The organism is Diaphorobacter sp. LR2014-1, assembly GCF_002916785.1.
GTDB classification, from domain to species: domain Bacteria; phylum Pseudomonadota; class Gammaproteobacteria; order Burkholderiales; family Burkholderiaceae_C; genus Diaphorobacter; species Diaphorobacter nitroreducens.
On the sequence record NZ_MTBE01000024.1, the window covers coordinates 1 to 26,465 of the forward strand.

The following is a 26,465-nucleotide window of genomic DNA, read 5'->3' on the forward strand; positions in this document are numbered from 1 at the left end:
TACTCGTGCGGGCGCGTCAATGGCTGTACAAGAACAAGCTGGTGATCGTGCACGAGCGGGCAATTCGGACACTGATTGCGGCGGCACTTGCCCAGCTTGAAGTTGAAACAGGCACCGCCATCGCCGCCAGCGTTGATCCAGCAACACTTGATCGCTGGCGAGCCTCAGTTTCAGAGCTGCGCCCAGATGGACAAACCCAGCAGAGTTGGCTATGGGCTGCACCGGCGAAACACTCAACCCGCCAAATCAGCGAGGTACTGGAGCGCATCGACCTGCTTTACACGCTGGACGTTCATAAGCACCTGGCAGACATCCCCGATCTCATCTTGCGCCGCTACGCGCGCCGACTTGTCTCCAGGCCGCCCTCAGCCGGAGCCAAGATCAAAGAGCCAGCGCGCACCGTGGAGGTCGCATGCTTTCTTCGGTATTGCCTGTTCACCACCACAGACCAGTTGATCCTTATGGTGCAGCGCCGGATCGCCGATCTGTGGCGTCAGGCTGCCGCCGATGTCCCCGCTACCGTCAATTGGGCCGCAATGTACAAAACGCTGCTCGGCGAACTTGTTGCCTTGAGCGCGCAAGGTGCGGTGCCAGATGCTGAGTTGCGTGCCCGTCTTGAAGCCTTGATCACCGAAACCCAGAAACGCAAACCACCGAGCAGGGCCTCCCTGGTCCGCGAGGGATTGATTGATGGAATTCGCCCCGTGCGGTCGTTGCTCGTCGCCATTGCAAAGCTGCCCTGGCAGGCCACCGGCGAGCATCCTGCCATCGAGTACCTTGCCAAGCTGCAAGCTTTATATCTCAAAGGATCCAGAAAGCTGCCAGTTGAAGTGGTGGCACCAAGTCTGGGAATGATCTGGCAGGTTTCGATCTCCAGCCCAGACCGGGAACGGGCGTTTCAGGCGTTGGAGGTGGCCACCCTGTTTGCCCTGCGCCGCGCGGTGCGCAATGGCTCGGTCTGGATTGAGCACAGCCTGAGCTTTCGGGGTCGTGCGCGCTTGTTCTTCACGGACGAGCGTTGGCAGGCAGAGTCCAAGAAACACTATGCCCGTCTATCGTTACCCAGCAAGGCTGCCACTTTCTTGAAGCCTTTGCTGGCCAGAGTAACTGCCGGTGTCGATGCGGTGGCCGCTGCAGCCCGCAGTGGCGTACTGCGCGTGGATGATGAACTCCATTTGTCGCCATTGCCCGCAGAGGACGAAGACCCAGAAGTGACCAAGCTGCGCGCGGCTTTGGATCACCGCATCGGTGAGGTTCAATTGCCGGAAGTGATTCTGGCCGTTGACGCCCAGGTGCGCTTTAGCTGGATCATGCTCGGACGTGAGCCGCGCTCTACCGACGAGCTGCTGATGGTCTATGCCGGCATCATGGCCCACGGCACCAGTCTGACTGCGGTCGAATGCGCGCGCATGATTCCGCAATTGTCTGCCACCAGCATTCGCCAGGCCATGCGCTGGGCGCGGGACGAACGGCGTCTGAGCCAGGCCTGCCAGGCTGTGCTGGAATTCATGCAGCGACACCCGATTGCCGCCACCTGGGGGCGGTCCGATTTGGCATCTTCTGACATGATGACCATGGAGACCACCAAACGGGTGTGGCAAGCCCGGCTTGATCCTCGGCGCAACACACCTTCCATTGGAATCTACTCCCATGTAAAAGACCGGTGGGGCATCTTCCATGCGCAGCCCTTTGTGCTCAATGAGCGCCAGGCGGGCGTGGCCATTGAAGGTGTCATCCGCCAAGAAAAGCTGGAGACCAGCCAGCTTGCTGTGGATACCCATGGCTACACCGACTTTGCCATGTCACATGCCCGTTTGCTTGGTTTTGATCTTTGCCCGCGGTTGAAGGAACTCAAACAGCGCCACCTCTTTGTGCCACGCGGCACCAAAGTGCCCGCAGAAATCGCTGCGGTGTGCGAAGCCAATGTCGACGTCGCTTTGATCGAAAAGCATTGGGATAGTCTGGTGCACCTGGCAGCCTCGGTCATGAGCGGACATGCCAGTGCGGTGGCAGCTCTTGCGCGGTTCGGTTCTGCCGCCCAGGGCGATCCAATCTATGAGGCTGGCGTGCAATTGGGGCGGTTGCTGCGTACGGCGTTTTTGGCTGACTACTTTGTCAAGGACGCTTTCAGGAACGAGTTGCGCCGGGTGCTCAATCGGGGCGAGGCTGTTAACGCCCTCAAGCGCGCCATTTATACCGGCCGGATCAGCCCGGCGCAGGCCAAACGTGTCGATGAAATGCAGGCTGTGGCCGATGCGTTGAGCCTGATGGCCAACATCGTGATGGCGTGGAATACCTCACAGATGCAGGCGGTCCTGGATCGCTGGTCGAACCGCCGCCAGGTCATTCCACCGGAACTGATCGGGAAGATTGCGCCCACCAGGCTGGAGAGCATCAACTTGCGGGGTGTGTTTCGCTTCCCGGTTGACCGCTATGCTGACCAAATCCTGCCTTCGCGGCCAAATGCATCGATAACTGGCACCAATGGATGAAACCGACCACGGTTTGACGCCACGAATCGCAGATTTGAAAGTGAACAGGAAAGTCAATGAAATCAACGATCTACCAACACCACCTCCGCGCCAGTGCTAGCTTTTCGTACCGTCACTTATTGCACTGAAAACGAGGAGACCCCAGTTCAAGGTGCTACACGTGCATTAGGCATTCCACTCGCCAAGCAGCAGACATCACTCGCGCTCTATGACACGGAGCAGCGCCGTTCTACGCTTCGACATGGGGCCAAACGCCTTCGTGACCCCTTCAACGGGTTTCCCTGCCTGCAATGAGTCAAGGATGTCAGCCCAGTCCTGCATGATTACCTTGCGGGACTCCACAAACTTCGTGTGATCGTAGGGCGCGCGCGATGAGTCCTTGCTCTTTTTGGAATGAGCGAGTTGAAGATCGACCCGCTTCTCCGGATATCCCAACAGTCCAAGGATCGTCGTTGCGGTCGAGCGGAAGCCATGGGACGAAAACCGTCCGCCATAACCCATGCGCTTGAGTGCTTGATTGAGCGTCGTTGCCGACATCACTTGTCCCGGCTTTCTGTAGCTCGGGAACAATACTTTGCCGCCGCCAGTTAGAGCATGTAGTTCCCTAAGAGCGGCCACCGCCTGCCGTGACAGGGGAACCAGATGGGGGCGTCGCATCTTCATGCGCTCGGACGGAATCGACCACATGGCGTTGTCCAGGTCGAACTCTTCCCAGGAGGCCTTGCGCAGTTCTACGGTGCGCACGTAGGTCAAAGCCATCAGCTTGAGGGCGAGGACTGTCGTCTGGTAACCCCCTTCGTTGTCCACACGATTGAGAAAGTCCGGGATCTCTGCCCATGTCAACGGAGGGTTGTGGCGGACCTGAGGGCGCTTGACCAGTCCCTTGAGCAAGGCGGCAGGATCGTATTCGCAGAGACCTTGGGCAGCCGCATAACTGAAGATTTGCCCACACCACTGGCGGATGAGGATCGCCACAGTCTTCGCGCCACGAGCCGCCACATCCTTGATGATGGGGCGCAGATGTGGAGCCCTGATGCTGCTGATCGGCAACTTGCCAATCCGGGGGAAAACATCCTTCTCAAGGTAGCTGGTGACCTGGTTGGTGTAGTACTCGCTCCAGTGAGCATTGCTGACGATCCACTCCCGAGCAACGGTCTCGAACGTGCGTTCGTATGTGTCGGCCTGGAGGGCGATCGCCGCCTTTTTCTCCACGATGGGGTCGAGGCCCTTCTTGACCAACGCCTTTGCCCGGTCCCGTTCCGCACGGGCTGCCTCCAGCGTGACCTTTGGGTACACCCCGATTGAGTACACCTGTTCAGCGCCGCCCAGCCGGTAGCGGTACCACCAGAGCTTGGAGCCGTTGGGCTGAACGCGCAAAAAGAGGCTGCCTCCGTCCCGGAGTTGGTACACCTTGGGCCTGGGCTGCGCCGTTTCCACTTTGCGCGCCGAGAGAAGATTGAGTGCTGTGAGTGCCATGTGTATAACGCCTCCAGTTTGGCCCGTTACACACTCCATTACACACATGAGCACTGGATTTGTCCAGCTTTCAGAATCGCTCGATGGACGATCAACCCTTTAAAAACATAGACTTAGAGTTGTTCCATGGAGGTTGATAGACGCCAGTAGACCTCAATCGTAGTTATCGACCATCAGCACGCGCGTCATGGCGTCACCTCCTGGCCCTTGCGGCCCTCTGCGCACAGGCGCGCGAATTCACGGTGTTCGTAGGCGATGTAGGCCTCCATCATGCTGCGGTAGATGGCCTCGATCACGTCGGGCTCGCCGCCCTCGGCCGCCGCACGCGCACGCACGCGCTGCACGATGGCCTCGATGCGCGCTTCGTCGCGCACCTGGTCTTCGCGCGGCTTGTTGAGGGCAGCCTGGGTCATGTAGCCGCCGCGCTCCACGAGCAGCGGCACCAGGATGTCGTCCAGCGCGTCGATGCGCGCGCGCACCTCGGCCATGCTGGCGCAGGGCTGGGTCTTGTCGATTGCACGGGTGGTCATTCCAGCCCCTCCTCCACCAATTCGGCCGCACGCAGCAGGGCGCGCGCCTTGTGTTCCGTTTCCTTCCATTCGAGCTCGGGCACCGAGTCGGCCACCACGCCGGCCGCCGCCTGCACGTAGAGCGTGCCGTCCTTAACGATGCCGGTGCGGATGGCGATGGCCACATCCATGTCGCCCGCATAGCTCAGGTAGCCGCAGGCGCCTCCGTAAAGGCCCCGCTTGCTGGGCTCCAACTGGTCGATCAGTTCCATGGCGTGCACCTTGGGCGCGCCGGTGAGCGTGCCGGCCGGGAAGGTGGCCTTGAGCACGTCCATGCTGGTCATGCCGTCGTTGAGGATGCCCTCCACGTTGCTCACGATGTGCATCACGTGGCTGTAGCGCTCGACCGCGAAGGCCTCGGTCACCTTCACGGTGCCGGTCTTGGCGATGCGGCCGATGTCGTTGCGCGCCAGGTCGATCAGCATCACGTGCTCGGCGCGTTCCTTGGGGTCGTTCACCAGCTCCACTTCGGTGGCCTTGTCGGCCTCGGGCGTGGCGCCGCGCGGGCGCGTGCCGGCCAGCGGGCGGATGGTGACCTTCTGCCCCTCGGGCGTGCTCTCCTGGCGCACCAGGATCTCGGGGCTGGAGCCCACCACCTGGAAATCGCCGAAGTTGTAGTAGTACATGTACGGCGACGGGTTCAGCGAGCGCAGCGCGCGGTACAGCGACAGCGGCGATTCGGTGTAGCGCTTGTGGATGCGCTGGCCCACCTGCACCTGCATGAAGTCGCCCGCGGCGATGAGCTCCTTGGCGCGCTCCACGGCCGCCAAGTAGTCGGCCTTGGCAAAGCTGCGCTGTGCGGTGTGGCTCTCGGTGGGCCGCACCACGGGCGCGCTCACGGAATACTTGAGCTGGTCCTTCAGCTCCCGCAGGCGCTTCTTGCCCTTGGCATAGGCCTCGGGCTGGGCCGGGTCGGCGTAGACGATGAGATACAGCTTGCCCGAGAGGTTGTCGATGACCGCCAGTTCCTCACACTGCAGCAGCAGGATGTCGGGGCAGCCCAGCGTGTCGGGCGGGCAGGTGGCCTCTAGCTTCTTCTCGATATAGCGCACCGCGTCGTAGCCGAAGTAGCCTGCCAGCCCGCCACAAAAGCGCGGCAGCCCCGGGCGCAGCGCCACCTTGAAGCGCTTTTGGTAGGCGGCAATGAAGTCCAGCGGGTTGCCCGGGTGCGTCTCCACCACCTGGCCGTCGGTCACCACCTCGGTGCGCGCCGCATCGCCGAAGCCGCTGGACCGCAGCAAGGTGCGCGCAGGCAGGCCGATGAAGCTGTAGCGCCCGAAGCGCTCGCCGCCGACGACCGACTCCAGCAGGAAGCTGTGCTTGCCGTCGCCCTTGCCATGGGCCAGCTTGAGGTACAGGGAGAGAGGGGTTTCCAGGTCCGCAAAGGCTTCCGCCATCAGCGGGATGCGGTTGTAGCCTTCGCTGGCCAGGCTTTTGAATTCCAGTTCAGTGATCACAAGAAGATTCCCAGCTCGTGCGGCGCGGTCGCTGGCTGCGCCAGTGCGCCGCAGGATCATTCAGAGGAGTCGGCCCCGTGCAGGACAGCACGTGTGGGGCCACGGGCGCACGCTGGGGAGGCGCCCAGGTGCAGTCAGGGGTTCAACGACGCAGGCTTGCGCCAGGGCCAGGCTCCCCGGTCGCTGCAACCTGTGATGAACGTGTGGTGAATGAACATGGACCCGCAGTGTAGCAAAGCACTTTGTCACCTGCGCGGTGGATGCTGCAGCGCATCCACGCGAAAACCCTATTGCCGACCGCCCCTCGATGGCGCAACATTTAGAAACGAACGATCGTTCTTTTTTGGAGTTGCGCAATGCCCTTCACCCGTCGTCGCACCCTGCAGTGGGGTGCTCTGGCCCTTCCCCTGTGCCTGGCGCTTCCGGCTCCCGCATCGACGGAGCCGACGACCGCAGCCGGCGTCAAATTCGAGCCCACCCTCGACCTGGGCGGCAGCAAGCTGCAACTCAATGGCGCCGGAGTGCGCTACAAGGCCGTGTTCAAGGTGTATGCCGCAGGCCTGTACCTCGAGAAGAAGGCGTCCACGCCTGCCGAGGTCTACGCGCTGCGCGGCCCCAAGCGCATCAGCGTGACCATGCTGCGCGACATCGACTCCACGGAACTCGGCAAGCTGTTCTCGCGCGGTATGGAAGACAACATGGACAAGGCCGCCTTTTCCAAGCTCATCCCGGGCGTGCTGCGCATGAGCCAGATCTTTTCGGAGCACAAGAAGCTCATGGCGGGCGAACAGTTCGTCGTGGACTGGCTGCCCGGCACGGGCACGCAGGTGACGGTGAAGGGCGTCCCGCAGGGCGAACCGTTCAAGGAGCCCGAATTCTTCAACGCATTGCTGGGTATCTGGCTCGGCAGCCAGCCGGCCGACTGGAAGCTCAAGGACGCCCTGCTGGGCAAGGAATAAAGCCCATCGACCCACGCAGTGACGATGCGCAGAGAAAGCATGCCATTGCCCCTTTGATGGCGTTTTCAGCCATCTCACCTTGGCGATACACTTTATTGCAATTGCGCAGCAAGGGGCCTCTATGCATCTCAGCAACCTCAAGGTCGGCACGCGCCTGGCCTTGTCCTTCGGCTTGGTTCTGCTCATCACCGTGGTCATCGCGGCGGTAGGCATATGGCGTTTGCAGGAATTGGCAAGCGTCACCCACCAGCTCACCAGCACGGACAACGAACGGCTGCGCGCCGCCAGCACATGGCGGCAGGCGATTGACCTGAACTGGGTGCGCACGCGCGCCGCCATCCTGGATGCGGACACCTCCCATCTCTCGAGCTGGCAAAGCGAGATTGCCAAGACCTCCGAAGAAGCATCCAAGGCGCAGGAGGTGGTGGAGCGGCTGGTGACCACCGACGAAGGGCGCCGCCTGCTCGCCGACATTGCGAAGACGCGCGAAGCCTATCGCGGCCCGCGGGCTGAATTGCTCAAGCGCAAGGCTGCCGGCGAGAGTGTGGGTGAGTTGCTCGACAGTCAACTCAAGCCGCTGGCCGATGCTTACCTACAGTCCATCGTCGCCATGGAACAGCGCCAGCGCGCGCTGTACGAAAGCACCCGCGACAACGCTGCCAAGCAGGCCACGCTCAGTCGCGCCATCCTGATGGTCGTGACCGCAGTGGCGCTGCTGGTGGGCGCGGGCGCCGCCATCTTGTTGAGCCGATCCGTGACCGGGCCCCTGCAGTTGGCCGTGCGCGGCGCAGGCTTGATCGCCGAAGGCGACCTCACCCAGTCCATCCAAGCCCACGGCCGCGACGAAGCCGCGGCGCTGCTGAAGGCACTGGGCCACATGCAGGGCAACCTCGCTCGCGTAGTGGCCGGCGTGCGCGCCAATGCGGAGAGCGTCGCGTCGGCCAGCGCGGAGATCTCGCAGGGCAACCACGACCTGTCCGGCCGCACCGAGAGCCAGGCCAGCGCCCTGGAAGAAACGGCCGCCTCCATGGAGCAACTGGGCGCCACCGTGCGCCAGAACGCCGACAACGCCCGCCAGGCCAACCAGCTCGCCATGAATGCCAGCACCGTCGCCGTGCAGGGCGGCGAGGTGGTCTCCGAGGTGGTGGACACCATGCGCGGCATCAATGAGTCCAGCCGCAAGATCGCCGACATCATCGGGGTGATCGATGGCATTGCCTTCCAGACCAACATCCTGGCGCTGAATGCCGCCGTGGAAGCCGCGCGTGCCGGCGAGCAAGGCCGCGGGTTTGCCGTGGTGGCCGGCGAGGTGCGCGCGCTGGCGCAGCGCTCTGCCGAGGCCGCCAAGGAGATCAAGCAGCTCATCACCGCCAGCGTGGAGCGCGTGGAGCAGGGCTCGCAGCTGGTGGACAAGGCCGGTGCCACCATGACCGAGGTGGTCACCGCCATTCGCCGCGTGACCGACATCATGGGAGAGATCAGCGCCGCCAGCAGCGAACAAAGCGCGGGCGTGGCCCAGGTGGGCGAGGCCATCACCCAGATGGACCAGGCCACGCAGCAGAACGCCGCGCTGGTCGAGGAGATGGCCGCCGCCGCCAGCAGCCTCAGCGGCCAGGCCCGCGAGCTCGTCGAGGCCGTCGCCGTGTTCAAGCTGGCGCAGAAGGCCTCCGCCCTGCCGCGCATGGCGCCCGTGCATGCCACGGCTGCGCCGGCTCCCGTACCCGCCACCTCCGCGACACCCGCCGCCCCTGCCCGGCCCGCCACGCCGCCGGCGGCCGCCTTGGCACGTCCGGCAGCAGCGCGCCCTCAACCCGCGCAGGCGGCCCGCACGACTGCCGATAACGACGAATGGGAGAGCTTCTGAGGACCCGGGCGCCCCGCGCGGCGCCTATGGCGCGCATGCGGCCGGAGGAATTCAGCTAGGGCCTGTTCACACTATTTTTGCCAGATGCGTTGCGATCAAAAAGGGCCAGGCGCAAGGCGCCAAACGAAGCTGGGGTGCTACCCCAGCGAGGCTTGGCAACGCCGCGAATGGCCCTTTTTGATCGCAACCCGGAGGGAACGGAGTGAAAACCGCGCCATTCGTCGTTGCCCTCCTAGCCAAGGCCCCGGCCTTGGCGTCGTCACGCGCCTAGATTGGCGCGGTTTTCACGCCATTCGCACTGGCAAAAATAGTGTGAACAGGCCCTAGCGATCAGCTCGGTGAGCGCATCCACGTAGCCGTCCGCGTCCACGCCGCGCACGGGCTGGCCGTGGTTGTAGCCGTACGTCACCAGCACCACGGGGCAGCCCGCCGCACGCGCGGCCTGGGCATCGTTGCTGGAGTCGCCGATCATCAGCGTGCGCGCGGGCGAGGTTCCCACCGCCTCGCAGGCCTTGAGCAGTGGCAGCGGGTCGGGCTTCTTGCGCGCGAACGCATCGCCGCCGAACACGTGGGTGAAGAAGCCGTCCAGCCCTTTGGCGCGCAGCAGAGGCCGGGCGAAGTCGGTGGGCTTGTTGGTCAGGCACACCAGCGGCCGACCGGTGCGGTGCAGCGCCGCAAGCCCTTCGGCCACGCCGGCGTACAGCGCCGCATACTGGCCGTTGATGGCCAGGTAATGGTGCTGGTAGCGCTCCCACGCCTGGGGATACAAGGCCTCGGCCTTTGCTTCCAATTGCATAGCTGTCAGCGCTTGCTGGTCGGGCGCTAGAACGTGTTTTAACACTGAACGCAGGAGATGCTCCGACCCCTTGCCGACCATGCGCTCGATCGCCCCCGGCGCGATGGCGGGCAGCTGCAGGTCGCGCAGCATGCGATTGAGCGCCTCGGCAAAATCGCCCAACGTATCCACCATGGTGCCGTCGAGGTCCACGATCGCGGCGTCGGTGCGCGCGAGCAGCGCGGCGAGGTCTTGTTGCACCCGTTCCATCCCTTGTCCTTGTCAGTCATGCATTGAGCGCGGGCAGTGTATGCGCTGTCCGACCCGTCCGACACACCACGGCGCCGCATGCGGACAGACGCCCCCCGGGTGGCGCCCTACGCTGGACAGCCATTGTTGGAACCGTCAAAACCATCGCCCTTCAGGAGGTCATCCCATGGCATTGCATCGATTCACCGCCCTGCTTCCCGCCGCATTGCTGCTGTGCGCCGGCGCGGCGCAGGCTGCCAACGAAGTGCGCAGCCAGTACAGCAGCGACCGTGCCGCCTGCGCGTCCGTGCCCGCGGAAAGCCGCGCCGCCTGCGTACGCGAGGCAGGGGCGGCCGCCCAGGCCGCGCGCACGGGCCAGCTGTCCAGCAGCGACACCAGCATCTATGAGCGCAACGCGCTGGCCCGCTGCGAGGCCTTCAAGACTCCACAGGACCGGTCCGATTGCGAGGCGCGCGTGCGCAGCAGCGCCACGGTGTCGGGCTCGGTGGAAGGCGGTGGCGTGCTGCGCGAAGCCACCACGCCGGTGCAATAGGCTTTTTCAGCGGATTGCGATCAAGCCGCGCGGCGGCGCCTCACGCCAGTTCGGCGCGCATGGCGTCGATCACCGCCTTGTAGTCGCTCTTGCCGAAGATGGCGCTGCCTGCAACGAACGTGTCCGCGCCCGCATCCGCCACCCGGCGGATGTTGTCGGCCTTGATGCCACCGTCCACCTCCAGGCGGATGTCCTTGCCCGAGGCCTCGATGCGCCTGCGGGCCGCTTCGATCTTGCGCAGCGTGCTGTCGATGAAGCTCTGTCCGCCAAAGCCGGGGTTCACGCTCATCAACAGGATCAGGTCGATGTCCTCGATCACCCAGTCCAGCACGTCAAGCGGCATGGCGGGGTTGAAGGTCAGGCCCGCCTTGCAGCCCTGCGCGCGGATGTTCTGAATGCTGCGGTGCACGTGCGCCGAGGCATCGGGGTGGAAGCTGATGAGGTCCGCCCCCGCCTTGGCAAACGCCGTGGCCAGTTCGTCCACGGGCTGCACCATCAAGTGCACGTCGATCGGTACGGCGTGCCCTGCGGGCGTCACGGCATGGGGCTTGAGGGCCTGGCACACCATGGGGCCGAAGGTGAGGTTGGGCACATAGTGGTTGTCCATCACGTCAAAGTGGATCCAGTCGGCGCCGGCGGCGATGACGTTGCGCACTTCCTCACCCAGGCGGGCAAAGTCGGCAGACAGGATGGAGGGGGCGATGCGGTAGGTGCGGCTCATGGCCGCGATTGTCGCAGTTGACGCCGCGGCGGCGCGACGGTCGCATGCCGGGCACAGCCGGAGCGGGGCATTAGCAGGCCTTGTGCGACGCGGGCCGCACCATCGCCGCTACCATTGCACGATGCCGAAATACCAGTTCCAGGTGGAGGTGCAGCCGCAGTACCTTCCCGACCAGTCCGCGCCCGACGAAGGCGTATACAGCTTTGCCTACACCATCACGATCACCAACACGGGCGACGTGACCGCGCAGCTGATTTCACGCCACTGGATCATCTCCGACGCCAATGGCCACACCGAGCAGGTCAAGGGCCTGGGCGTGGTGGGCCAGCAACCGCTGCTCAAGCCCGGTGAGGCATTTCAGTACACCAGCGGCTGCCGCCTGCGCACCGCCAGCGGCAGCATGCACGGCAGCTATTTCTGCGTGGCCGAGGATGGTGAGCCGTTCACCTGTCCGATTGAACTATTCGTGCTGGAGGCCTTCTCGCCCGGCCAACCGGGCCAGCCCATGGCGGCAAGGGTGCTGCATTGAGCCGCAGCGGCCCTGATCTGGCGCAGCTGCTCGCCGGGATCGACCCGACCGCACCGCTGGCACAGCGGCACCTGCAACTCATCGCCGTGCTGGATTGGGTGCGCGGCGACGGCCAGTCCACGGAGGGCGCCGCAGGCCGCGTGGCCCTGCTGGTCGACGCGGCGGAACGCTCGCCCGACATCCAGGTGCGGCTGCAGGCCTGGTGGGCAGCGCTCACGCAGCAGGTGGACATCACCACGCTGCTGGCGGACTTCGGCTTTGCCCAGCGCACCTCCATGGCCAGCGAGCTGGCCGAGCGCGTGCGCTACAAACTGCTGCCCTCCAGCCCCGAAACGCTGGATGCGTCGGAGTTGTTCATGCTGGCGCTGCCTGGCGATTTCGACGCGCGCTGGCTGGCGTCGCTGGACGAAACCCTGCTGGGCCGCCTGCTGGCCGTGCTGGTGCCCGCCAGCGAGCAGGGCGGCGCCAGCCATTGGCAGCGCGCGCTGCTGGACGCCATCACCTACTGCGCCGGGCAGATCCTGTCCACCGGCTTTGCGCCCGAGCTGCGTCTGCGCATGAGCGAGGAGGCGCGCGAGGCCCAGCCCTTTCATGCGCTGATCCGCGACGTGGAGAGCCTGCGCGTGGAGGTGGAGCACCCGCTGCGCACCGGCGATCGCCTGCAGGAAGCCGTGCAGCGCCTGCGCGAGCGCCTGGACGCCTGCCGCGCCGCCACCAACACGGTGTATGCGCACTTCGAGGACAACGGCATCTCCGTGGGCCTAGTGTTTCGCCTGCGCCAGCTGCGCGAGCGCATCCTGCGCGTGCGCGAGCTGCTGGAATGCCTGCTGTCGCCCCGCCCCGCCGTGGCGGCGGCCAAGTACCTTGCGCGCCTGGTGACCGTGGGGCGCGAGCGGCGCAGCCTGCGTGCGCTGGTGGCGTCCAACTCGTCCATGCTGGCGGCCAAGGTCGCCGAGCGCAGTGCCGAGACGGGCGCGCACTACATCACCCGCACGGCGGGCGAATACCTGGCCATGGTGCGCAAGGCGGCCGGCGGCGGGCTGGTGATGGCCTTCACCACGCTGGCCAAGTTCGGGCTGTACGCGCTGGCGCTGTCCGCGTTCTGGGGCGGCTTCATGGCGGGCGTGAACTACGCCGTCAGCTTCGTGCTGATCCAGCTGCTGCACTTCACGGTGGCCACCAAGCAGCCCGCCATGACGGCACCCGCCATGGCCGCCAAGCTCAAGGACCTGGACGAGGCGCAGGGGCTGGAGTCCTTCGTGGACGAGGTCGCGCATCTCGTGCGCTCGCAGGTGGCCGCCGTGCTGGGCAACGTGCTGCTGGTGTTCCCCGCGGCGCTGGCCCTGGCGCTGCTTATCGCGCAGATGCTCGGGCAGCCGGCCATCGGCACGGCCCAGGCGGAACACGTGCTGCAGTCGCTGCACCTGCTGGGCCCCTCGCTGCTGTTCGCGGCCTTCACCGGCGTGCTGCTGTTCGCGTCCAGCATTTTCGCTGGCTGGGTGGAGAACTGGTTCGTATTGCGCCGGCTGGACTCTGCCATCCAGTACAACCCGCGCATCACGCACATGCTGGGTGCTGCACGCGCCGCCCGCTGGGCGCGCTTTCTGCGGGGCAACATTTCGGGCTTTGCGGCCAACATTTCGCTCGGCTTCATGCTGGGGCTCACGCCGGCCTTTGCCGCGTTCTTCGGGCTGGGCCTGGATGTGCGCCACGTTACGCTGTCCACCGGGCAGATCGGCGTGGCCAGCGCCACATTGGGCATGGACGTGCTGCACCAGCCGGCTTTCTGGTGGGCCGTGGCCATGGTGCCCTTCAACGGTGCGCTCAACGTCCTCGTCAGCTTCTACCTGGCGTTCCGCCTGGCATTGCGTGCGCACAATGTGGGCAGCGTGGACCGCGCGCGCATCTACCGCGCGCTGCTGGCGCGCTGGCGCAGCGCGCCGCTGGGCTTTTTCCTGCCCCCGCGCCGCACCGTCTGATAAGGTGCGCCCACCGCAGGCTGCGCGCCGTCCTACAGAAGCAACGCGACCGCTGCAGATACATTCAGTTAATAGCCTGGGAACGTAGTCACGTTCCACGCAGCCGCAGCGCGCACCCTTGGGGCAGGCTGCGTCCGGGCATCCAGCGGGCCTGCCCGCACGAGACAGAGGATCTACAACAATGAATGAGCTGATGAGCTTTTGGGCGCAGTGGCTGCGCCCATCGGCGGGGTTGCCCACGGTGCAGTGGTCGCTGCTGCTGGCCGTGGCCTCCATCACGGGCTATCTGGTGCAACGCTACAGCGGCCTGCCCAAGGTCGTGGGTTACACGCTCGTGGGCACCATCGTGGGCCTGCTGGGCTTTGGCGGCGCCGTGTGGCCGCTGCAGGGCATTGGCCTGTTCCTGGTGGAGCTGGGCGTGGCCGTGGTGCTGTTCGAGGCGGGCGGTCGCATTCCGCTGCGCTGGTTCCGCCATAACCCCATGGTGCTGGTGCAGAGCATCGCGGAGTCCGCCTTCACCTATTTCGCGGTGTACTGGACGATGCTGTGGTTCGACGTACCCGAGCGCGCCGCCGGCCCGCTGGCCCTGGTCGCGATGGCGGCATCACCGGCGGTTCTGACGCGCGTGGTGTCCGACACGCGCGCCGCCGGCCCCGTGACCGACCGTGCCGTGGTGCTCGCAACGCTGTCGTCCCTGTATGCGCTGGCGCTGGGCAGCGCGCAGGCCGAGCTCATCAACCGCCCCGGCGTGGGCCTGGTGGGCACGCTGTATCCCGCGCTGGTGGTGCTGGGCGTTTCTGTGGCCGTGGGTGCACTGCTGTCGCTCATCCTGCGCCTGGCGTTGCGCGTGATGAGCCCGACGAGCGAGAACACCTCCATGCTGCTGATGGCCCTGATCGCCGCCAGCACCGCCGTCACCGCGCACATGGGCGGCTCGGCCCCGCTGGCCGCGCTGCTGGGCGGCATGCTGCTCAAGCAACTGCACCCGCGCCCCTGGGCCTGGCCGCGGCAGATGGGCACCGCCTCTTCGCTGCTGACGATGCTGATGTTCGTGCTCGTCTCCACCGTCGCCGCGCAGGCCGACTGGAGCGGCCCGGTGGTCGGCGCCGTGCTGGCGCTGATCTTCGTGCGCCTGCTGGCCAAGGCGCTGGGCGTGGGCGTGGGCAACGTGGGCAGTGGCGCCAGCTGGCGCCAGGCCCTGTGGCTGAGCTGCGCCATGGCGCCGATGTCGGCCATCGCATTGCTGGTGGCCTCGCAGTTCGTGGTGGCCTCGGCCTCCACGGGCCACCTGATCGCGCGCATCGCCCTGCCGGCCATCCTGGTGATGGAAGTGCTGGGCGCAGTGATCGCCACCGTGGCCATCTACCGCGCGGGCGAAAGCTCCAAGCCCTGGGCGCCCCTGAGCAGCCGCGGCAGCAACACCGGAGACACCCAACGTGAGTCTTGAAGCCTTCCACCATTCCGAGCCCCTGACGCTGGGCGTCGAGCTGGAACTGCAGCTCGTGAGCACCAACGACTACGACCTCGCGCCCTACGCCGAGGACATGCTGCGTCTCATGAAGAAGGTGCCGCTGCCCGGCAGCGTGGTGCCCGAGATGACCAACAGCATGATCGAGATCTCCACCGGCGTGTGCCACAGCAGCTCCGAGGTGCTGGGCCAACTCACGCAGATCCGCGACGCGCTGGTCAAGAGCGCGGACAAGCTCAACATCGCCGTGGTCGGCGGCGGCACGCACCCCTTCCAGCAATGGCACGAGCGGCGCATCTACGACAAGCCGCGCTTTCAGGAGCTGTCGCAGCTGTACGGCTACCTGTCCAAGCAGTTCACCATCTTCGGGCAGCACGTGCACATCGGCTGCCCCGACGCCGACTCCGCCCTGCTCATGCTGCACCGCATGAGCCGCTACATCCCGCACTTCATTGCGCTGTCGGCCTCCAGCCCGTACGTGCAGGCGCAGGACACGCAGTTCGACTCCGCGCGCCTCAACTCGGTGTTCGCGTTCCCGCTGTCGGGCCGCGCGCCCTGCGTACTCACCTGGAGCGAGTTCGAGCAGTACTTCAACAAAATGACGCGCACCGGCGTGGTCAAGAGCATGAAGGACTTTTACTGGGACATCCGCCCCAAGCCCGAGTACGGCACCATCGAGATCCGCGTGTTCGACACGCCGCTCACCATCGAGCGCGCCGCGGCGCTGGCCGGCTACGTGCAGTCGCTGGCCGCGTGGTTCCTGGCCGAGCAGCCCTTCACCCCCACCGAGGACGACTACCTCGTCTACACCTACAACCGCTTCCAGGCCTGCCGCTTCGGACTGGACGCGGTGTACGTGGACCCCGCCAGCGGCGACCACATGCCGCTGCGCGACCACATCCTGCAGACGCTGGACCACGTGGCGCGCTACGCCGGCACGCATGGCGCATCGGGCGCGCTGCACATGCTGCGCGGTGAGACCGCGCTGGGCCAGAACGACGCCCGCTGGCTGCGCGAGCGCCAGCGCGAAGAGCAGTTGCTGGCCGAGGTCAGCCGCCAGGCCGCGCTGCGCTTTCGCGGGCACGACATCTGAACGCGGCAGCCGCCCATGGGTGAGTTCGACCTGATTGCGCGCTATTTCACGCGCCCGGTGCGCCGTGCGGCGCTGGGCGTGGGCGACGACTGCGCGCTGCTGTCGGTCACGCCCGGCATGCAGCTGGCCGTGTCCAGCGACATGCTGGTCGAGGGCCGCCATTTCTTTGCCGACGTGGACCCCGCGCACCTGGGCCACAAGGCGCTGGCGGTGAACCTGTCGGACCTGGCCGCCTGCGGCGCCAGGCCGCTGGCCTTCACGCTGGCGCTGGCGTTGCCGCGCGTGGATGCGCCCTGGCTGCAGGCGTTTGCGGACGGCCTGCTGCGGCTGGCCGACGCGCACCAGTGCGAGCTGGTCGGTGGCGACACCACGCAGGGGCCGCTGAACCTCTGCGTCACCGTGTTCGGCGAAGTGCCCACGGGCCAGGCCCTGCTGCGCAGCGGTGCGCGGGTGGGCGACGACATCTACGTGAGCGGAACGCCCGGCGAGGCGCGCCTGGCGCTGGATGCGCTGCGCGGGCGCCTGGCGCTGCCGCCCGGCGCACTGCAGCAGCTGCGCCCACGGCTGGAGCAGCCCACACCGCGCGTGGCGTTGGGACTGGCGCTGCGCGGCGTAGCCAGCAGCGCCATCGACGTGAGCGATGGCCTGCTGGGCGACCTGGGTCACATCCTGAAGGCCTCGGGCGTGGGCGCCTGCGTGGACGCCACCGTCGCTACCAATTTACTAGCTGCTAGCGCCCAGCAGGCGGGCGCTACAGCCGATTTTGACGCACAAACGCTGATGCAATGCGCGCTGGCCGGCGGCGACGACTACGAACTGGTCTTCACCGCCCCTCCCGCACAGCAGGCCGCCGTGCAGGCCGCCGCGCAGGCCAGCGGTACGCGCGCCACGCGCATCGGCCGCGTCGAGGCCGCGCCCGGCCTGCGTGTAGTGGACGGCCAGGGGCAGCCCGTGGCGCAGCACTTCGCCTCGTTCGACCACTTCGCCTGACCGCTCCCGCTACCGGGCCGGCGCCGCTGGTAGCATCGGCCGGCACTTGCATCCTTGCCGCCCATGCCCGATACGCCGCCCCCCACCCCGCTGCCGCCCCACGCCCTGCGCCGCTTTCTGTTCGTGCACCCCGCGCACTGCATCGCGCTGGGCTTTGGCAGCGGACTGTCGCGTGTGGCACCGGGCACGGTGGGCACGCTGTGGGGGTGGCTGGCGTTCCTGGTGCTGCAACTGTGGCTCACGCCGCGCGGCATGGGGCTGCTGATCGCGCTGTCGCTGCTGCTGGGCTGGTGGGCCTGCACCGTCACCTCACGCCACATGCGCGTGGCAGACCCCGGACACATCGTGTGGGATGAGATCGTCGCGATCTGGATCGTGCTGTGGCTGGCCATGCCCATGGGCTTCTGGGGCCAGCTCGCCGCCTTTGCGCTGTTCCGTTATTTCGATGCCGCCAAACCCGGCCCCGTGGCCTGGGCCGACCGGTTGTTCAAGGGCTTCGGCTGGCGCGGCGGCCTGGGGATCTTGCTGGACGACCTGGTGGCCGCGTTCTGCACGCTGCTGGTGATCGCGCTGTGGCGCCACTGGTTCGGGTGAATGCCATGGAGCTATCAAAAATAGAGCTGCCAGCGCTTGATGGACGAGCGCTGGAGGCCGATTTGATTCATATCTCCACCACGCTGCTCGCACGCGGCTGGATGCTGGCCACGGCCGAGAGCTGCACCGGCGGCCTGATCGCCGCCGCCTGCACCGACCTGTCGGGGTCGAGCCAATGGTTCGAGCGCGGCTTCGTCAGCTATTCCAACGCCGCCAAGACCGCGCTGCTGGGCGTGCCCGCCGATCTCATCACGGCCCACGGCGCCGTGAGCGAGCCCGTGGCCCGCGCCATGGCCGAGGGCGCCGTGCGCCACAGCGCCGCGCAGGTCAGCGTGGCCGTGACGGGCGTGGCCGGCCCCACGGGCGGCAGCCCCGACAAGCCGGTGGGCACGGTGTGGTTCGGCTGGTGCGTGGCTGGCGCCACCCATTCGGAACTGCGGCGCTTTGCCGGAGACCGCGCCGCCGTGCGCGCCGCCACGGTGCGCCACGCGCTGGGACGGCTGGCGCAGTTGCTGGCCCAGGCGCCCGCCCCTTCGCGCTCCTGACGGTCCCACTGGGCCTGGCGGCGCCGTAGCACCTGGGCAGGCCCAGAGCGCAATACCGGGCCACCGGCTGCGTGCCGCCCACTCAATGCCGGCGAGTCGAATCGGGCCGCGCCAGGCCGGGCCGCGCCAGGCCGGGCCGCGTCAGGCCGGGCCGCGCCAGGCCGGGCCGCGCCAGGCCAGCTACACCAGGCAAGGCCGCGCCAGGCGAGCCACACCTGGCCACAGCCGCGTCAAGCCGCGCCGCAGCACTTCTTGTACTTCTTGCCGCTGCCGCAGGGGCAGGGGTCGTTGCGGCCGGGCTGCTCGCCCTTGACGATGGTTTCCTGGCGCGGACCCAGGCTGCGCCAGAGCTGGCGCAGGTCGTACACGCCCCAGATGGCCTCGCCAAAGACCTCCAGGCGCTCCTGGCTGGTACTGGGCGGGCCGTCTTCGGCGTACATGCAGATCTCGGGCTTGCCGGTGTCGTCCTCGGTGAGGGCGACGATGGATTCGAGCGCGCCGTCCAGCCACTGGGCGGCTTCCTTGTCGCGCGGGGTGGCCCAGTCCTCGGGCCAGTTCTCCACGGCGAACATGAAGCCCAGTGCCCAGACCTGGCCGAAGGAAGGAATCTCCTGCCCCGCCATCTCGGCGCGCTCCTCCTCGGGCAGGCTGGCGATGGCGCCGCGCATGTCGATCACCTCGGGCTGGAAGGCGTTGTCGGCGTCCAGCGATTCGGCCTGCTCGTCCAGTTGCGCCTGCACTTCGGCGCGGCGCAGCTCCCACAAGGCAAGAAAGCGCTCCTGCTGCGCCAGGTCCTTGAACGTGGGCACCAGCGGCAGGGGCTCGCCTTCGGCCACGTCCAGCTCCAGGCCGTCGCCCAGCAGCATGGGCAGCCATTCCGCCGCGGGCACGGGGCGGCGCGTGCAGACCAGCGCCGTCAGGAAGCCGTCGCAGAACTCCCACTGCGGCACATCTTCCTCACGCGTGCGCAGGTCGTCCAGCAGGCTGTCGAGTTCGTCCAGTTCGTCCGGCCCCAGGGCGGGGGCGGCGGCGGATGCGGGGGTGTCGGAGGTGGCGTTCATGCGGAATCGGGCGGGGCTTGGACCCGCGGGCTAAGGAGGAGGAGAAACAGGGCCCCAGGAGGCCTGAGGCGCGCAGTGTAACGTCGTAGGTTGCGCGTTAGCTATTGTATTAATAGCTGTTCGCGCTTATTACACAAGCGCTAGAGCTTGATTTGGCCTTAAAAACAGAAACGCCCCATGCCAAGGCAATGGGGCGCAGCGGTCGGTAACAAAGGGCCACCTGGGCGGCCCACCCAGCCTTATTGGCTGGCGATTTCCAGATGGGCCTCGCGGGCTTCTTGGATGAACTCGAGGATCAGACGGACGGCTTCGCGCATGGTGTGGTTTCCTGACTGAGATGCTCATCCGGTGCGGAACGGCGCGCATCTCATACGCCGACCAACACCGGGTTAACCACTAAGTGTTAACCCTTAAGAGTAAGTATAAACCACAATCCACTTTTGTGCTGCAGCGCAGCGAAGGCTGGGGCGATCAGGGCGCGGCTACTCCTCTGCCGTCCACTCCACCCGGGCCCCCAGGCTGCGCAGGTTCTCCACAAAGTGCGGGTGCGCGCGGCGGATGGGCGTGGCGTTGCGGATCTCCGAGCGCCCCGGGATACTGGCCGACACCATGAACAGCGCGATCGCCACGCGGATGATGTAGGGGCTCTCCACCACCGCCGGCGCGAGCGGCCCGCCACCGAAGGTGACGATGCGGTGCGGGTCGGACTGGTACACATGCGCGCCAAACTTGGACAGCTCGCCCGTCCAGCCTAAAGCGCCGTCGTACACCTTGTTCCAGAACATGGCGTTGCCCTGCGCGCGCACGCCCAGCGCGATGAAGATCGGCAGCAGATCCACCGGGAAATAGGGCCAGGGCGCGGCCTCCACCTTGGTCAGCACGTTGGGGGTGAAGGGCGTCTGCACCGTGAGCGGCCCGTCCACGAAGGCGCGCGACCAGCCGTCCCGGTGCTCCACGCGCACGCCAAACTTGGCAAACGTGCGGTCGATCAGCGGGAAGTTCTCCGGCGCGCTGTTCTTCACCACCACGTCGCCGCCGGTGATGGCCCCCAGCGCCAGGAAGGTGGTGATCTCGTGAAAGTCCTCGGCAAAGCGGAATTCACCGCCCCCCAGGTCGCCGCCGCCATGCACCGTAAGCCGCGAGGTGCCCACGCCCTCGATCTGCGCGCCCAGCATTTGCATGAAGCGGCAGAACTCCTGCACGTGCGGCTCGGACGCTGCGTTGGTCAGCGTGGAGGTGCCCTGAGCGGCTACGGCGCACAACACGAAGTTCTCGGTGGTGGTCACCGAGGCATAGTCCAGCCAGTGGTGCACCGGCGTGAGCATGCCCACGCGGCGCACCAGCAGCGAGCCCTCGGCCCGCTCCACCTGGCCGCCGAAGCTGCGAAAGACCTCCACATGCGGGTCGATCTCGCGCACGCCCAGGGTGCAGCCCTTCACGTTGTCCTCCAGCCGCGCCACGCCGAAGCGCGCCAGCAGCGGCGGCACCAGCATGATGGACGAGCGCATCTCCTCGGGCAGGCGGTGCGTGGCGGCGTCGAAGTGCGTGGCCTGGTGGTGCAGTTCCAGCGTGGCGCTGGCATGGTCCCAGCGCACCTCGCTGCCCAGGGTGCGGAAGATCTCCAGGATCTTGCGCACGTCGGTGATGTCGGGCACGCCCACCAGGCGCAGCGGCGCGCGCGTGAGCAGCGTGGCGCACAGCACGGGCAATACCGCGTTCTTGTTGGCAGAGGGGGTGACGCGGCCACGCAGCGGCGTGCCGCCATGCACGATCAGGTTGGACATGGTTCGCAAACCTCTTCAAAAACAATAGCCGCCACCGCATGCGTGTCCTGCGTCAACAGCCGTTTTCGCATGCAAAGCACAGCCTTGTCCTTGGACACGATAATGGCGCGGTGCGCGACCGCCAGGTCGATGAACTTCTGGTCGTCCGCGTCCTTGCAGGCCCAGGGCGCGCGCGGCGCCACCTCGACCAGGCGCACGCCCGCGTCGAACGCCGTCAGTACGTCACCTGCGCCCACGCCGTAATACGCCATACGCGGCTGCAGGTGGGTGTACTGCAGCACGCGCTCCAGCTCGTCCCGCATGTGCTGCGTGGCAATCCAGTCCAGGCGCTGGGCCTGCAGCAGCGCACGCACGGTGGCCACGGCCGCGTCGGCGAAGATGAACAGGTCGAGCACGATGTTGGTGTCCAGCACCACGGCACGCGCGCTCTCGCCCGCCGGCGCCACGGCGGGCAGGCGCAGCTCAGGACGCATCCGAGGCTCCGCCGGCCGGCGCACCCGGCGCACCGTTGGCCGCGCCGCCCTCCCCCGCGTGGCCGGCGCGCGGCCGATCCCGCACGGCGCCCGCCACGAGGTCGAAGCGGAACAGGCGGCATTCGATGGGGCCGTTCCACAGCGGCACGCGGCGCGACTCCTTCAGGCGCATCTTGCCGGGCAGCTTGAGGTCGGGCGTGAGCATCCAGGCCTGCCAGCCGGCGTAGTGCTTCTTCCAGTGCGCGGCCAACTGCGCGAAGAAGTCCACGCCGTCCTCGGTCTGCGCCGTCTCGCGGCCCATGCGCTCGACCGTGGACATGCGCTCACGCGCATTGCGCCCCGCCGTGCCGGCCGCGGCGATGCGCTCGCCATATGGCGGATTCAGCAGCATCACCCCGGGTTGTTCACTGGGCGGCATGCGCTGCAACGCGTCGCCGCCGCGCAGCTGCACCGCGTCGGCCACGCCGGCGCGCACGGCATTGCGCTGGGCAAAGTCCACCATGCGGTGCGACACGTCGCTGCCAAAAATCGGCACCGAAGCCGCGGTAACGGCGCTGGCCGCTTCATCCTTGATAGCAGACCAGACATGCGCCTGGTGCGGCAATAGCTTCTCGAAGGCAAAGCGCCGCTGCAGGCCCGGCGCGATGCGGCAGGCGATCTGCGCGGCCTCGATGACCACGGTGCCGCTGCCGCAGCAGGGGTCGTACAGCGGCAGCGGCTGCTCGCCATGCGGGTCCCAGCCGGTGGCGGCGATCATCGCCGCGGCCAGCGTTTCCTTGAGCGGCGCGTCGCCCTTGTCCTCGCGCCAGCCGCGTTTGAACAGCGGCTCGCCCGAGGTGTCGATGTAGATCTGGGCGCGGTCGCTGGTCAAGTGCAGGTGCACGCGCACGTCGGGCCACTGCGTCTGCACGTCGGGACGCACGCCGGCCTTGGCGCGGAAGCGGTCGGCCACGGCATCCTTCACGCGCAGCGCGGCGAAGTTCAGGCTCTTGAGCGGGCTGTGCTGGGCCGTCACCTCCACCTTGAAGCTCTGGCGCGGGGTGAACCAGATCTCCCAGGCCACGTCGGCCGCGGCGGCATAGATGTCGTCCTCGTTGCGGTAGGGCCGCTCGGCCAGTTGCACCAGCACGCGTTGCGCCAGGCGGCTGTGCAGGTTCAGGCGCAGCGCGTCGCGCCAGGAGGCGCGCAGCAGCACGCCCGCGCGGCCCACGAGCAGGTCCTGCCCGGCCAGCCCCGTGAGGCTGTGCACCTCGTCGGCCAGATAGCCCTCCACGCCAGCGGCGCAGGGCAAAAAGAGTTGAAGCTGGTTCATTGCGGCTGTGCTGCGCGCTGCAGCAATGGCTGGAGCACGGATTCAGGAATGGGTGCGGGCTTGCGGGCCGCACGGTCGATGAAGACGATGCCGGTCTTGCCGCGCGCGATCTCGCGCCCCTGGCTCTTCTCGGTCAACCGGAAGACGAGGTCGAAGCCGTAGCGGTTGAAGTCCTGCGGCGTCATCTCCACGCGCAGCGTCTCGCCGTGGAACGCCTCGGACTTGTACTGCGCCACGATGTCGCCCACCACGGTGGACAGGCCCGCCACGTCGGCCTCGGGGTAGCCCAGCGACTTGAAGAAACGCACGCGCGCCTCGGACACGAGGCTGAGCAACTGCGCGTTGTCCAGGTGCCCGCCCTGGTTGACATGGCTGATGTAGATCTGCAGCTCGGTACTGAAGCCGAAGTGCGGGGGAAGGTCGAAGACGACGCGTGCCATGGTTCAAAGTGCCTTGCGGATGTTGGCCGGGGCGATCTTGAGCGCCTCACGGTATTTGGCCACGGTGCGGCGCGCACATTCAATGCCCTGCTCCTTGAGCATCTCGGCGATCTGGCTGTCCGACAGCGGCTTGTGCGGGTTCTCGGCCGCGATGAACTGCTTGATGAGCGCGCGCACGGCCGTGCTGGAGGCGTTGCCGCCGGTTTCGGTGCCCAGCCCCGAGCCGAAGAAATACTTGAGTTCGTAGGTGCCTTGCGGCGTGGCCATGTACTTGGCGGTGGTCACGCGGCTGATGGTGGACTCGTGCAGGCCCAGTTCATCGGCAATGTCGCGCAGCACCAGCGGGCGCATGGCCAGTTCGCCATGCACGAAGAAGTTCTTCTGCCGCTCCACGATGGCGCGCGACACGCGCAGGATGGTGTCAAAACGCTGCTGGATGTTCTTGATGAACCAACGCGCCTCCTGCAGCCGTGCCTGCAGCGCCTGGTGGCCTTCGCCACGGCCGCCGCGCAACGCACCGGCGTAGATGTCGTGCACGCGCAGGCGCGGCATCACGTCCGGGTTGAGCTGCACGCTGAAGTTCTGCTGTCCGCCGCGGCCGGTTTTCTTGACGATCACGTCGGGCACGATGATGTTGCGGTCCACGTCGGCAAAGCGCCTGCCCGGGCGTGGCTCCAGCCGCGCGATCAAGGCCATCGCGGCGCGCGTGCGCTCTTCGCTGGTGCCGCAGGCCTGCGCCAGGCGGCGCACGTCGCGCTTGGCCAGCAGGTCCAGCGGCTGGCCGCAAATGGCCAGCGCGGCCTGGATCACGTCGGGGTCGCCCTCTTCGTCCTGGTCCATCGCACGCAACTGCAGCGTGAGGCATTCGGCCAGTCCGCGCGCGCCCACGCCCGCGGGCTCCAGGCTTTGCAGCAGGCGCAGCGCGACTGTGAAGCGGTGCACCAATTCATCGAGTTGCTCGGGGTCTTCGGTGCCCGCCAGGCTGGCGGCCAGGTCCTGCAGCGACTCGTCCAGGTAGCCGTCGTCGTTCAGCGATTCGATGAGGAAGCGCAGCGCGGCCATGTCCAGCTCGGACAGGCGCAGCGCCAGCGCCTGGCGGTGCAGGAAGGCCGTGAGCGACTCCTGGCTGCGGGCCAGCTCGGTGGCGTCCACCTCGTCGTCGCTCCCCGCGCCGGCACCGTTGCGTGCCGGGGCGTCGCCGCCCCACTCGCTGTCGTCGGGCGCCAGGTCTACCGAGCCGTCGCCTTCCCAGTCCGCGGGTTCGGCCGTGGATTCGGCTGTGGAGGTTTCTGCATCATTTTGGCTTGTAGCGCTTTCCTGCCCTGCGCTGACAGCTCCTGAATAAATAGCATCTTCGACTTCTCGGTCTTGCTCGCTCACCGGTGCATCGGCCTGGGCCAGGCCGAACTCCTCGCGCGGGGCCTCTTCCAGCGTGCGCTCCAGGAAGGGGTTCTCGTCGAGCATTTGCTCGACCTCCTGGGCCAGCTCCAGCGTGGACAGCTGCAGCAGGCGGATCGACTGCTGCAACTGCGGTGTGAGCGCCAGGTGCTGCGAGACGCGCAGCGACAGGCCGGGCTTCATGGCCTGCAACCCACTGTCTGGTCCTGCATCGCGCCGTGGTCGCCCATCACTCTCACATGCGGAAGTGCTCGCCCAGGTACACCCGGCGCACTTCCGCGTTGTCGACGATGTCCGACGGCGTACCCTGAGCCAGCACCTGGCCGTCGCTGATGATGAAGGCGTGGTCGCAGATGCCCAGCGTCTCACGCACGTTGTGGTCGGTGATCAGCACGCCAATGCCGCGCGCCTTGAGAAAGCCAATGATGCGCTGGATCTCGATCACGGCGATCGGGTCGATGCCGGCGAAGGGCTCATCCAGCAGGATGAAGCGCGGCTGCGTGGCCAGCGCGCGCGCGATCTCCACGCGCCGGCGCTCGCCGCCCGACAGCGCCAGTGCAGGCGACTTGCGCAGGTGGTCCACGCGCAGTTCCTGCAGCAGCGCGGTCAGGCGCCGCTCCACCTCGGCGCGCGGCAGGGAGCGGCCGGCCTCGTCGGTCTGCAGCTCCAGCACCGCGCGCACGTTGTCTTCGACATTGAGCTTGCGAAAGATCGAGGCTTCCTGCGGCAGGTACGACAGGCCCAGCCGCGAGCGCCGGTGGATGGGCATGTCCGTCACGTCCTGCCCGTCGATGCTGATGCGGCCGCCGTCGCTGCGCACCAGGCCGACGATCATGTAGAACGACGTGGTCTTGCCGGCGCCGTTGGGGCCCAATAGGCCCACCACCTCGCCCTTTTGCACGACCACGGACACGTCCTTGACCACCTTGCGGCTGCCGTAGGACTTCTCCAGGTGCAGTGCCTCCAGGCGGCTGACGCCTTCGCTCATGCGCGCATCGTCCAAGGCCGCGCTCACTTCGCGCCGTCCAGGCTGGGGCTGGTACGCAGCGCGGGCGGCTCGGTGCGCACAGGCGGCGTGGCGCTGGTGCCCGAGGCAGGCTCCTTGGGCGCGAGCACCGCCCGCACCCGGCCGCCCGGCGTGCCGGCAGTGGCGCCAGCGGGCGCGGTCTTCTGCCCATCCACGGTGAACACGTCCGTGAGGTTGTTGTAGACGATGAGGGCGCCGGCCAGCTCGTCGGTCAGTGTGGCCTCGCGGTAGCGGCGCAGCTCGGCGCGGCGGATGAGCTTCACCACGTCGGCGCGGCCGTCGTATTCGATGACCTCGCCCTCGCCCTCGACGAACTCGTCGGGTGCGCCCGGCGCGGTGTCACGTTTTTGCCGGAAAAAAGCGCGCTTGCCCGGCTCGGCCGTCACCACACCGTACTGGAAGCCGTCGGGGTCCTGGCGCACCTCCAGCTGCGCGCCGCGCAGCACGATGGTGCCCTTGGTCATGACGACACGGCCGGTGAAAACGCTGGTCTGCTTGAGCTCATCGTGGCGCAGGGCATCCGCCTCGATGTTCATGGGCTTGTTGCGGTCGGCTTTTTCGGCGTGCACCAGCGGCGATGCGGCCAGCGCCAGGGCCAGCGCTGCGGCGCGGGACAGGAGGAGGAAGGGCAATCGGGTTCTCATAGAGGGCACGAAT

At 66.9% G+C, this 26,465-nt stretch carries 24 protein-coding genes; 11 read left to right on the forward strand and 13 right to left on the reverse strand.

The genetic code is table 11. From position 1 onward, the window contains the following. The coding region (locus tag BV908_RS15235; RefSeq protein WP_103738568.1) for a Tn3-like element IS1071 family transposase at nucleotides 1–2,492 on the forward strand (2,492 nt) is incomplete at its 5' end. Nucleotides 2,493–2,687: 195 nt separating this feature from the next. Here BV908_RS15235 and BV908_RS15240 read toward each other — a convergent pair. The 3 genes from BV908_RS15240 to trpE all read right to left on the reverse strand — a co-directional run bounded on the left by BV908_RS15240 (nucleotide 2,688) and on the right by trpE (nucleotide 5,994). Continuing rightward, a complete protein-coding gene (locus BV908_RS15240) occupies nucleotides 2,688–3,968 on the reverse strand; it encodes an integrase arm-type DNA-binding domain-containing protein (RefSeq protein WP_003060765.1) in 1,281 nt (426 codons plus the stop codon). 185 nt (nucleotides 3,969–4,153) lie between these two features. Beyond that, nucleotides 4,154–4,498 carry a chorismate mutase gene (locus tag BV908_RS15245; protein WP_011803830.1) on the reverse strand — a complete coding sequence of 115 codons (345 nt, stop codon included), beginning with the start codon at nucleotides 4,496–4,498 and terminating at the stop codon, nucleotides 4,154–4,156. Continuing rightward, complete coding sequence (gene trpE, locus BV908_RS15250) at nucleotides 4,495–5,994, reverse strand: anthranilate synthase component I (protein WP_012655421.1); 1,500 nt, start codon at nucleotides 5,992–5,994, stop codon at nucleotides 4,495–4,497. Before trpE ends, BV908_RS15245 begins: the two co-directional genes overlap by 4 nt. A 356-nt stretch (nucleotides 5,995–6,350) precedes the next feature. Between trpE and BV908_RS15255 the strand changes: the two genes are divergently transcribed. Beyond that, nucleotides 6,351–6,953, forward strand: coding sequence for a chalcone isomerase family protein (locus BV908_RS15255; RefSeq protein WP_011803828.1), 603 nt, complete (start codon nucleotides 6,351–6,353; stop codon nucleotides 6,951–6,953). A gap of 121 nt (nucleotides 6,954–7,074) precedes the next feature. Beyond that, a complete protein-coding gene (locus BV908_RS15260) occupies nucleotides 7,075–8,817 on the forward strand; it encodes a methyl-accepting chemotaxis protein (protein WP_103738569.1) in 1,743 nt (580 codons plus the stop codon). Nucleotides 8,818–9,076: 259 nt separating this feature from the next. On the opposite strand, the gene gph is transcribed toward BV908_RS15260, so the two are convergent. Further along, a complete protein-coding gene (gene gph, locus BV908_RS15265) occupies nucleotides 9,077–9,862 on the reverse strand; it encodes a phosphoglycolate phosphatase (protein ID WP_011803826.1) in 786 nt (261 codons plus the stop codon). 166 nt (nucleotides 9,863–10,028) lie between these two features. Between gph and BV908_RS15270 the strand changes: the two genes are divergently transcribed. Continuing rightward, on the forward strand, nucleotides 10,029–10,394 hold the full coding sequence (locus BV908_RS15270; RefSeq protein ID WP_011803825.1) for a hypothetical protein: 366 nt from the start codon (nucleotides 10,029–10,031) through the stop codon (nucleotides 10,392–10,394). A gap of 40 nt (nucleotides 10,395–10,434) precedes the next feature. Here BV908_RS15270 and rpe read toward each other — a convergent pair whose 3' ends face one another. After that, the gene (gene rpe, locus BV908_RS15275) at nucleotides 10,435–11,115 is read right to left on the reverse strand and encodes a ribulose-phosphate 3-epimerase (RefSeq protein WP_011803824.1); all 681 of its coding nucleotides are present in this window, start codon (nucleotides 11,113–11,115) and stop codon (nucleotides 10,435–10,437) included. Between the two features lie 121 nt (nucleotides 11,116–11,236). Here rpe and apaG point away from each other — a divergent pair, with 121 nt between their 5' ends. From apaG to BV908_RS15310, 7 genes are all read left to right on the forward strand, one after another. After that, entirely contained in the window at nucleotides 11,237–11,644 is a 408-nt protein-coding gene (gene apaG, locus BV908_RS15280; RefSeq protein WP_047349333.1) for a Co2+/Mg2+ efflux protein ApaG, read from the forward strand. After that, entirely contained in the window at nucleotides 11,641–13,623 is a 1,983-nt protein-coding gene (locus BV908_RS15285; RefSeq protein ID WP_103738570.1) for a site-specific recombinase, read from the forward strand. Before apaG ends, BV908_RS15285 begins: the two co-directional genes overlap by 4 nt. 181 nt (nucleotides 13,624–13,804) lie before the next feature. Next, nucleotides 13,805–15,070, forward strand: a complete 1,266-nt coding sequence (locus tag BV908_RS15290; RefSeq protein WP_011803821.1) for a cation:proton antiporter — start codon at nucleotides 13,805–13,807, stop codon at nucleotides 15,068–15,070. Beyond that, nucleotides 15,060–16,184 carry a YbdK family carboxylate-amine ligase gene (locus tag BV908_RS15295; protein WP_012655413.1) on the forward strand — a complete coding sequence of 375 codons (1,125 nt, stop codon included), beginning with the start codon at nucleotides 15,060–15,062 and terminating at the stop codon, nucleotides 16,182–16,184. The genes BV908_RS15290 and BV908_RS15295 overlap by 11 nt, the downstream gene beginning before the upstream one ends. Before the next feature lie 15 nt (nucleotides 16,185–16,199). Further along, nucleotides 16,200–17,174 carry a thiamine-phosphate kinase gene (thiL, locus tag BV908_RS15300; protein WP_103738571.1) on the forward strand — a complete coding sequence of 325 codons (975 nt, stop codon included), beginning with the start codon at nucleotides 16,200–16,202 and terminating at the stop codon, nucleotides 17,172–17,174. Nucleotides 17,175–17,237: 63 nt separating this feature from the next. Beyond that, nucleotides 17,238–17,768 (forward strand): phosphatidylglycerophosphatase A, encoded by a 531-nt coding sequence (locus BV908_RS15305; RefSeq protein ID WP_103738572.1) that lies wholly within the window; start codon nucleotides 17,238–17,240, stop codon nucleotides 17,766–17,768. A gap of 5 nt (nucleotides 17,769–17,773) precedes the next feature. Further along, nucleotides 17,774–18,313 carry a CinA family protein gene (locus tag BV908_RS15310; RefSeq protein ID WP_103738573.1) on the forward strand — a complete coding sequence of 180 codons (540 nt, stop codon included), beginning with the start codon at nucleotides 17,774–17,776 and terminating at the stop codon, nucleotides 18,311–18,313. Between the two features lie 230 nt (nucleotides 18,314–18,543). On the opposite strand, the gene BV908_RS15315 is transcribed toward BV908_RS15310, so the two are convergent. The 8 genes from BV908_RS15315 to lptA form a co-directional block, all read right to left on the reverse strand. Then, complete coding sequence (locus BV908_RS15315; protein WP_011803816.1) at nucleotides 18,544–19,374, reverse strand: YecA family protein; 831 nt, start codon at nucleotides 19,372–19,374, stop codon at nucleotides 18,544–18,546. A 482-nt stretch (nucleotides 19,375–19,856) separates the two neighbouring features. Further along, the gene (locus BV908_RS15320) at nucleotides 19,857–21,158 is read right to left on the reverse strand and encodes a UDP-N-acetylglucosamine 1-carboxyvinyltransferase (protein ID WP_103738574.1); all 1,302 of its coding nucleotides are present in this window, start codon (nucleotides 21,156–21,158) and stop codon (nucleotides 19,857–19,859) included. Then, on the reverse strand, nucleotides 21,146–21,631 hold the full coding sequence (locus BV908_RS15325) for a putative toxin-antitoxin system toxin component, PIN family (protein WP_011803814.1): 486 nt from the start codon (nucleotides 21,629–21,631) through the stop codon (nucleotides 21,146–21,148). The genes BV908_RS15320 and BV908_RS15325 overlap by 13 nt, the downstream gene beginning before the upstream one ends. Beyond that, nucleotides 21,621–22,943 (reverse strand): THUMP domain-containing protein, encoded by a 1,323-nt coding sequence (locus BV908_RS15330; protein ID WP_047349340.1) that lies wholly within the window; start codon nucleotides 22,941–22,943, stop codon nucleotides 21,621–21,623. The genes BV908_RS15325 and BV908_RS15330 overlap by 11 nt, the downstream gene beginning before the upstream one ends. After that, nucleotides 22,940–23,383, reverse strand: coding sequence for a thioesterase family protein (locus tag BV908_RS15335; protein ID WP_012655408.1), 444 nt, complete (start codon nucleotides 23,381–23,383; stop codon nucleotides 22,940–22,942). Before BV908_RS15335 ends, BV908_RS15330 begins: the two co-directional genes overlap by 4 nt. A 3-nt stretch (nucleotides 23,384–23,386) precedes the next feature. Continuing rightward, entirely contained in the window at nucleotides 23,387–24,964 is a 1,578-nt protein-coding gene (locus BV908_RS15340) for an RNA polymerase factor sigma-54 (RefSeq protein WP_103738575.1), read from the reverse strand. Nucleotides 24,965–25,016: 52 nt separating this feature from the next. Further along, nucleotides 25,017–25,769: an LPS export ABC transporter ATP-binding protein gene (lptB, locus tag BV908_RS15345; RefSeq protein ID WP_012655406.1), complete on the reverse strand. Its 753-nt coding sequence runs from the start codon at nucleotides 25,767–25,769 to the stop codon at nucleotides 25,017–25,019. 23 nt (nucleotides 25,770–25,792) lie between these two features. Then, on the reverse strand, nucleotides 25,793–26,452 hold the full coding sequence (gene lptA, locus BV908_RS15350; RefSeq protein WP_088887807.1) for a lipopolysaccharide transport periplasmic protein LptA: 660 nt from the start codon (nucleotides 26,450–26,452) through the stop codon (nucleotides 25,793–25,795). Between the last annotated feature and the right edge of the window lie 13 nt (nucleotides 26,453–26,465).

Bases quoted from the DNA above. Each gene is read 5' to 3' on its own strand.
- BV908_RS15240 (WP_003060765.1), bottom strand. From the start codon at position 3,968: ATGGCACTCACAGCACTCAATCTTCTCTCGGCGCGCAAAGTGGAAACG.
- BV908_RS15245 (WP_011803830.1), bottom strand. From the start codon at position 4,498: ATGACCACCCGTGCAATCGACAAGACCCAGCCCTGCGCCAGCATGGCC.
- BV908_RS15255 (WP_011803828.1), top strand. From the start codon at position 6,351: ATGCCCTTCACCCGTCGTCGCACCCTGCAGTGGGGTGCTCTGGCCCTT.
- BV908_RS15260 (WP_103738569.1), top strand. From the start codon at position 7,075: ATGCATCTCAGCAACCTCAAGGTCGGCACGCGCCTGGCCTTGTCCTTC.
- gph (WP_011803826.1), bottom strand. From the start codon at position 9,862: ATGGAACGGGTGCAACAAGACCTCGCCGCGCTGCTCGCGCGCACCGAC.
- BV908_RS15270 (WP_011803825.1), top strand. From the start codon at position 10,029: ATGGCATTGCATCGATTCACCGCCCTGCTTCCCGCCGCATTGCTGCTG.
- rpe (WP_011803824.1), bottom strand. From the start codon at position 11,115: ATGAGCCGCACCTACCGCATCGCCCCCTCCATCCTGTCTGCCGACTTT.
- apaG (WP_047349333.1), top strand. From the start codon at position 11,237: ATGCCGAAATACCAGTTCCAGGTGGAGGTGCAGCCGCAGTACCTTCCC.
- BV908_RS15290 (WP_011803821.1), top strand. From the start codon at position 13,805: ATGAATGAGCTGATGAGCTTTTGGGCGCAGTGGCTGCGCCCATCGGCG.
- thiL (WP_103738571.1), top strand. From the start codon at position 16,200: ATGGGTGAGTTCGACCTGATTGCGCGCTATTTCACGCGCCCGGTGCGC.
- BV908_RS15305 (WP_103738572.1), top strand. From the start codon at position 17,238: ATGCCCGATACGCCGCCCCCCACCCCGCTGCCGCCCCACGCCCTGCGC.
- BV908_RS15310 (WP_103738573.1), top strand. From the start codon at position 17,774: ATGGAGCTATCAAAAATAGAGCTGCCAGCGCTTGATGGACGAGCGCTG.
- BV908_RS15315 (WP_011803816.1), bottom strand. From the start codon at position 19,374: ATGAACGCCACCTCCGACACCCCCGCATCCGCCGCCGCCCCCGCCCTG.
- BV908_RS15320 (WP_103738574.1), bottom strand. From the start codon at position 21,158: ATGTCCAACCTGATCGTGCATGGCGGCACGCCGCTGCGTGGCCGCGTC.
- BV908_RS15325 (WP_011803814.1), bottom strand. From the start codon at position 21,631: ATGCGTCCTGAGCTGCGCCTGCCCGCCGTGGCGCCGGCGGGCGAGAGC.
- BV908_RS15330 (WP_047349340.1), bottom strand. From the start codon at position 22,943: ATGAACCAGCTTCAACTCTTTTTGCCCTGCGCCGCTGGCGTGGAGGGC.
- BV908_RS15335 (WP_012655408.1), bottom strand. From the start codon at position 23,383: ATGGCACGCGTCGTCTTCGACCTTCCCCCGCACTTCGGCTTCAGTACC.
- BV908_RS15340 (WP_103738575.1), bottom strand. From the start codon at position 24,964: ATGAAGCCCGGCCTGTCGCTGCGCGTCTCGCAGCACCTGGCGCTCACA.
- lptB (WP_012655406.1), bottom strand. From the start codon at position 25,769: ATGAGCGAAGGCGTCAGCCGCCTGGAGGCACTGCACCTGGAGAAGTCC.
- lptA (WP_088887807.1), bottom strand. From the start codon at position 26,452: ATGAGAACCCGATTGCCCTTCCTCCTCCTGTCCCGCGCCGCAGCGCTG.